Genomic DNA, 6,982 nt, shown 5'->3' with positions numbered 1-6,982 from the left:
TACGTGCCGGCTGAGGACTATGATGGACCGGATTCGTTCACGTATATCGTGAACGATGGTACGGAGGATTCGGATGAGGTCACGGTGACGATCACGGTCAACGCCGTGAATGACGCGCCGACACTTGAGGCGATGCAGGATATCAATATCCTTGAAGATCAATCCATATTGGGCGAATTGACAGGGAGCGACGTGGATGGCGATGTGCTGACTTATCGGCTGACGTCGGCGAAGCCTGCATCAGAGACGTTTACTCTCAATGAAGACGGTAGTTACAGCTTTAAGCCTATCGCAAACGCATATGGAAGTACTTCATTCACCTATGTCGTCAATGATGGACAGACAGATTCGAATGTATCGGTCGTAAACATTAACATCGCCGCTCAAAATGATGCGCCAAGAGCACAGGATCTTAGCTTTGAAGTGAATGAAGGTGAAAGTAAAGAAATTAGCTTCGACGGCTGGGACGCGGATCCCGGGGAGACTAGTACGCTTCAGTACATGATCGTCGACGACGAAGGGCCGAAATACGGCACGGTTACACAGGATCCGGAAAAACTGGGACAGTTCACCTATGTTCAAGACGGCGGGAAGAGCGGGTCAGATTCGTTTAAGTACAAAATCTATGACGGCAAAGAATATTCGGACGTGAAGACAGTACAGATCACGATTATCGATGTAAATCACGCGCCGGAAGCGAATGAGCTCAGTGTGGTGGAGCTAAACGAAGACACTACGACATCCATTCAGCTCGGCGGGACAGATGCAGACGAAGATGAGCTGACAGCTATTATCGTAGAGGGCAAAGGTCCGATTCATGGCGAGTTGATCGCAAGCTCGTCAGAGCAAAACAAGTTCACGTATGTGCCAGATGCGGACTATAATGGACCGGATTCGTTCACGTATATCGTGAACGATGGTGCGGAGGATTCGGATGAGGTCGCGGTGACGATCACGGTCAACGCCGTGAATGACGCGCCGACACTTGAGGAATTTCAGGATATCAACATCCTTGAAGATCAATCCATAACGGGTCAATTGACTGGGAGGGACGTGGATGGCGATGTGCTGACTTATCGGCTAACGTCGGCACCTCCTGCATCAGAAGAGTTTAGTTTAAATGAAGACGGCAGATACAGCTTTAAGCCTATTGCAAACTCATATGGAGGCACTTCGTTCACCTACGTCGTTAATGATGGACAGAAAGATTCCAATGTATCGGTCGTAAACATTAACATCTCCTCTCAAAATGATGCGCCAAGAGCACAGGATATCAGCTTTGAAGTGAATGAAGGTGACAGTAAGGCAGTTAGCTTCAACGGCTGGGACGCGGATTGGGAAGACAGAGACACGCTTCAATACATCATACAAGAAGGGGAAGGGCCGGATTATGGCACGGTTACGCCGAATTCGCCAAGTGCGGGGGAGTTTACTTACGTGCAGGACAGAGGGAAGAGCGGATCAGATTCGTTTAAGTACAGAATCTATGACGGCAAAGAATATTCGGACGTGAAGACGGTACAGATCACGATTATTGATGTGAATCAAGCGCCTGAGGCGGAAGATTGGAGCTTCGAGGTTGATGAAGACAACAGCTATTCAGATTATTTTCATGGTACGGATGATGACGAGGACACGCTAAGTTTCACCATCCTGTCTTCCCCTAGCCATGGATACTTGTCGCGCAGCTCTTCGGATTTGAGCCGCTTCACGTACTATCCTAACGCAGATTACACTGGCTCGGATTTGTTCACTTATCGTATAAATGATGGCGAGGTTAATTCGGCGACCATCAACGTAACCATCACGGTCAAAGATGTCAATGTGCGGCCAACCGCGCCTAATATGACGTTCGACGCGTATGAAGGGCAAGAGCTGCCTGGCACGCTGGTCGGCGGAGACGACGATCAGGATAATTTGACGTATACCCTTGTGGAAATGCAGGGAGCTCCAGGTTCAGGGACAATCACAGAGTTTAATCCCGATAGTGGCGAGTTCGTTTATGTGCCTAATGAAGGCGTAATAAGCGGTCAAGATACTTTCATGTATAAAGTAAGCGACGGCAATTTGGAGTCAATCGGCAACGGAATTGTGACCATTACGATACACGAGGTAGATAACGCACCGACTGCAGACACAAAGACGGTCTACACCGATGAGGATACGCCACTGTCGGATCAGGTTACGGGCAGTGACCCGGAAGGCTTGACTCTTACCTTCACGATAGCTGAGAACGGTGGCCCCGCGAAGGGAACGCTGGAGCTGGAACAGAATGGTCGTTTCACCTATACGCCATACGAAAATGAGTACGGCGAAGATCATTTCACTTTCAGCGTATTTGATGGAACTTCGTATAGCGAAGCAACGATTACTGTCATCATTAATCCGATGGATGACGAGCTGGAAGAAGGAATGGTTGGAAGCGAAGGCACGATCGAGCTAGGCTCTGGGCAGAGTGCCAAGCTTGATTTAACGAAGATTTTCAAAGAAGTAGACGGTCAGCCTGTAATCTATAGCACGACCTTCCAACCGAATGGCTACAGCATTGGGGGCGGTTTGAACGGTTCAGAGCTGGATCTGATATCTCTTGGCTCTCCGGGCTTTGTCAGTTTCGATTTGATGGCTAGCGATACCGGGGGAGATTCATGGTTGACGATACCTGTAAGGGTTAATCTTGGAGAGAGCGGCATTTGGGATGAGGATCTTTCTAACGATGAGCTGGAATATGAGATCAATCTATCTTCTTATTTCACGGGTTCATTTAATTACAGTGCAGAAGTAACTTCGGGTAATGCTCAAGTTGTATCAATCGAGGATATGGAAGGACAGACGCTTCTGACACTAGGATTGGATACAGATGACATTTCGACGATAGAAGTCGTGGCCGATGATGGCAACGGCTTGACGATTACCGATGAATTTAAGCTCTATGTCGGGCTTACGGTCGAAGATTTCGGCGTGCAATTCTTTGATAATTACGATAATCAGGGCTATGTGGATCACAATGCCTATATTGACATGAAAGACATCTTTCATAATGCCGACGAATTCCAAGTTACCGCTTATAACGATGCAGAGATCAAGAGCATTGGCAGTTATGATCTCGGTATTTGGACGATTGATCCATGGCTGAACCTATGGACGGATGCGACATTTACGACGGTGTCAGAAGTTGAAGTCAAGGGTCGTACAGCCGACGGAAACGAAAAAAGCTATACGATCTTAATTCGGGAGAATTCGGCTCCGGCTTTAGATGGTGGTGGAGAAGCTCCGCCGATAATGCTTAAGAAAGGCGTGACGGTTGAGCTGGAAATCACGGATGCTGAGGGAGATCCTATAACTTCGGTTATTGCAGTTCCTGATGATTCCATTTGTGGCGAAAACGGCAATTGTGTCACTACTTTCTATGCGAACGGGAAGCTGCTTGTACTAGGTTTGGATGCAGGTGTGCAGTCACTGGAAATCATGACATCGGATGGGCTGCCGTTTGGCTCAGGCTATGCTTATCGTACATTCGTCATCTTCGATGATAGCATCGATATTGTAGACGACTTTAGTATCGATAAAGACCTTGCAGGTCTATTAACGGGTATGAACTTAGCAACATTGACACTGGATTTTGTAGACAGTGAGTATATTATTCATAGCAGTCTTTCTCTAAATGGGTCGATGTTACATTTTGATGTGAATTCAGAAGCTATGTACCCAGGTGACTATGAATTCATCACGGTGAGCATTTCGGATGGAGAGATAACCAGAGAATTTAAACTTTACATGAACGTCGCCTTCCCGGAGGAAGGTTCCGCTTAGAAAAAGATTTTAACCATTGGCCAACTTATTTCTGGTTGGCCTTTTCTTTTCAAATCAAACCCGAAGGAGAATGAGCTCTTGGAACAGGCAACGGATAAGAAACAGTCAGCTTCGAACGCCATTCGTCAAGCGCTAACGGCTCGTAAGTTCAAACTGGCGGAAAAGCTGGCACTCGATAGTCTGCGCAATCAGCCGCTATTGGCGCAATATTGGGTGTTTCTTGGCGAGGCGCTGCTGCATCAAGGCTACGCGCAAGAAGCGGGACATGCCTTCGAGAGAGGCAATCTGCTCGACCCGCAGGCGCAGTGGGGGAGCGAGGTGCAGAAGGTGCTGGCGGGCAAACCACCGGGGGAATCGCGCGTGGATTTAGCTGAATTATGGCAGCTGCAACCAGCTGTAACCGTTGCGGCGGCTATTATGACGCGCAATGAAGCACGTTGTATCGTCCGCTGCGTCAATAGCTTACAGGATGCCGTAGATGAAATCCTCATTATCGATTCGGATTCTACGGACGGCACGATTGAGCTTGTGGAGCATCTGCCGAAGGTGAAGATTATACGAAGCGTTGCGCTGAATGATGATTTTGCATGGAAGCGAAATCAAGCTCTGCCGCATATCAAGAGCGATTGGGTGCTCTGGGTGGATGCGGATGAATGGCTGTTTCCGGAGGACATCGGCAATGTCCGAATGGCGGCATCGATGTTCCATGATCGTTTCTCGCACACCGTTCTTAATGTATGCCAAGTCAATCAGATACAGGGTAAAATATCAGCTGATTATGCGAACCCACGCATGTTCCCGCTTAATCGCGGCTTACATTATTACGGGCGTGTTCACGAGCAGGTTGTCATTGAAGGCGAAGATATGTACGACGACCGCATGATGAGGCGCCCGGTCCGTATCCGGCTTCATCATGACGGCTATGAGCCGGCAATCATGGGGCAGCAGAACAAGCTTGAACGCAACCTGCGATTGCTGAAGCTGATGGTGGAGCAGGAGCCAAACAATCCGGGCTGGTATCTGTATTACGGCAGAGAAACCCTAGCGACAGGGGATATTGAGAAAGCGAAGGCGTTATTCCTTGAGGCAGAGCGGCTTGCTCCGGGTAAGCCGAATTTTGGCAGGTTACTGGATGTCCTGATGTATTTGAACAAAATCTATATGAACACGAAGGATTATGAGCAGGCACAACGCGTATGCTTACGTGCCCTTGAAGTGCAGCCAAACTTCCCGGATGCCAAGTACCACTTGGCCAGAGCACAGATGAGGCAGGCGGGAGTTTTGTTGCAGCAGGCAGAGCGCAGCCTCAAAGAATCGAAGGAGGCATTCCGTACTTATCGGGGAACTGTAACGGCGGATGCTGCGATTGCGGATTGGAAAGCAGATCTTGCGCTCGCGGATCTTACGGCAATAGCGGGCAAGCAAACAGAGGCGAAAGCTAAGTATGAGCAAATTCTCGCCAGTCATCCCGAGCTGAACATGGTGCGAAAGAAGCTAGACAGCATGAACCATGTATAAAAGTTGAACTCAACTGACATGCTGTTGTCAGCAGACCTGCGATATAGTACATACGAGAAGTCATTTGAAGCAGGTTATGGAGGCGAAACATATGTTTAGAACAGTTAAAGATTTTATTGAGGACTACAAGCAGGAATCGCAAGGGACGCAGATGCTGCTGGACCTGCTGACGGATGAATCGCTGGCACAGTCGATTGCGACAGGCCGCAGAACGCTTGGATTCCTGGCATGGCATTTGGTTCACGATGATGCAGGTATGCTGGTCAAGATCGGACTTCATTTCAAGGCACCGGCAGCTAATGAGGAACAGCCGCAATCGGCCGCTGTTATTGCAGAAACTTACCGCGAGACAGCGGCATCCATTCTTGAAGCGGCATCGCAGTGGTCCGATGAGAAGTTGCTCGAGAGCCACAACCTCTTCGGTCAAGTATGGCAAAATGGTGTTACGCTGTCGAAGTTCATTAAGCATGAAGTCCATCACCGCGGTCAACTGACCATTCTCATGCGCCAAGCCGGACTGCCTGTTGCAGGTGTGTATGGCCCTTCCAAGGAAGAATGGGAACAGATGGGTATGACAGCTCCAAAGTGATGTAATGGACAAAAAAGAAGGCCGAACGGTTTCCACTCGCATGCGAGAGGATGACTGCTCGGTCTTTTTGCTGTCTTTATAAGCCGCCTAAATTGCGCAGCAGCGCCTCGTGCTCGGTCCGCTTGAAATGATTGGCCCATCCGAGCGGCGTACTGTGATACCGGCGATCCTTGATATTCAGATCGGCGCCTCGCTCCACGAGCAGGTGAATGATTGTTGTGTTCGTACCCGCTGCTGCCCAGTGCAAGGGAGCGGCGCCGGTATGATCGAAGCCGGAAGGAATGCCGTTGACATCGGCACCGCGGTCTAGCAGATAAGAGGCGGATTCATGGCTGCCTCCAATGATGGCATAGATGAGTGCCTGCTGCAGCAGCTCCTCGGGAGCGCTTGGATTCGTTGTGTTGACAGGTTCGCGGTGTTTGCCGGCGCTCGGCAGAAGCTCTCCATCCGGACCGAAGAAAGAGGGCAGCAGATCCGCTCGGCCTACGGCAGCAGCAAGCTCAAGATCAAGCGCCGCGCCTCGGCGGACGAGCAGCTCGGTCACCTTCGTGCAGCCGTACCAAACGGATTGCGCTAGCGGTCTGCGGTCATCATTCAAGCCGTTAATTGGCGTTCCGGCATCAAGCAGCAGATTCGCCATTGCAACATCGTCGTTGCTGGCTGTCCATTGCAGCGACGTTTCTCCGCGCTCCGGATCAATTGCCCTTGCATTCACATCCGCTCCAGCATCCAGCAGAGCTTGTCCGATTTCCAACTGGTTCGGATAATGGCCGGGCCAGTCACATAGATGATGCAGCAGCGTTCTTCCTTGCAACGATCTGGCGTTCGCCAAAGCAGGATGTGCGTGCAACAGCTGCTTGAGCAGCTCTACATTCCCGGTCTTCACCGCCGTGCAGGCATCCGGAAACGCTGCCGATAGCGAGTCTTCTATTGCTTGATTATCGAGTTCATTGCTGTGAATCATCCGTCGATCAACTCCAACCCATAATGGTCAAATCATAAGGCCTTTGTTTCCACTCTATCATGAATCGGCTCCGGCGAAAATACGATGTAATAAGCGCCAAA

Annotated in this window: 4 protein-coding genes; 3 read left to right on the top strand and 1 reads right to left on the bottom strand. The window is 49.9% G+C overall.

Features of this window, described 5'->3' with window-relative positions:
* The 3 genes from AC0YN4_RS29365 to AC0YN4_RS29355 all read left to right on the top strand — a co-directional run.
* On the top strand, window positions 1-3,810 hold a 3,810-nt coding region (locus AC0YN4_RS29365; protein WP_475837450.1), incomplete at its 5' end, for an Ig-like domain-containing protein.
* Between the two features lie 78 nt (window positions 3,811-3,888).
* Window positions 3,889-5,328 carry a tetratricopeptide repeat-containing glycosyltransferase family 2 protein gene (locus AC0YN4_RS29360; RefSeq protein ID WP_475784245.1) on the top strand — a complete coding sequence of 480 codons (1,440 nt, stop codon included), beginning with the start codon at window positions 3,889-3,891 and terminating at the stop codon, window positions 5,326-5,328.
* Window positions 5,329-5,419: 91 nt separating this feature from the next.
* Window positions 5,420-5,917, top strand: coding sequence for a DinB family protein (locus AC0YN4_RS29355; RefSeq protein WP_475837449.1), 498 nt, complete (start codon window positions 5,420-5,422; stop codon window positions 5,915-5,917).
* Between the two features lie 76 nt (window positions 5,918-5,993).
* On the opposite strand, the gene AC0YN4_RS29350 is transcribed toward AC0YN4_RS29355, so the two are convergent.
* Entirely contained in the window at window positions 5,994-6,881 is an 888-nt protein-coding gene (locus AC0YN4_RS29350; RefSeq protein WP_475837448.1) for an ankyrin repeat domain-containing protein, read from the bottom strand.
* Between the last annotated feature and the right edge of the window lie 101 nt (window positions 6,882-6,982).

Source organism: Paenibacillus sp. J22R3, assembly GCF_056269305.1.
The sequence above is the reverse complement of the archived record's forward strand: the minus strand, read 5'-3'. Positions and strand labels throughout refer to the sequence as shown.

Bases quoted from the DNA above. Each gene is read 5' to 3' on its own strand.
- AC0YN4_RS29355 (WP_475837449.1), top strand. From the start codon at position 5,420: ATGTTTAGAACAGTTAAAGATTTTATTGAGGACTACAAGCAGGAATCG.
- AC0YN4_RS29350 (WP_475837448.1), bottom strand. From the start codon at position 6,881: ATGATTCACAGCAATGAACTCGATAATCAAGCAATAGAAGACTCGCTA.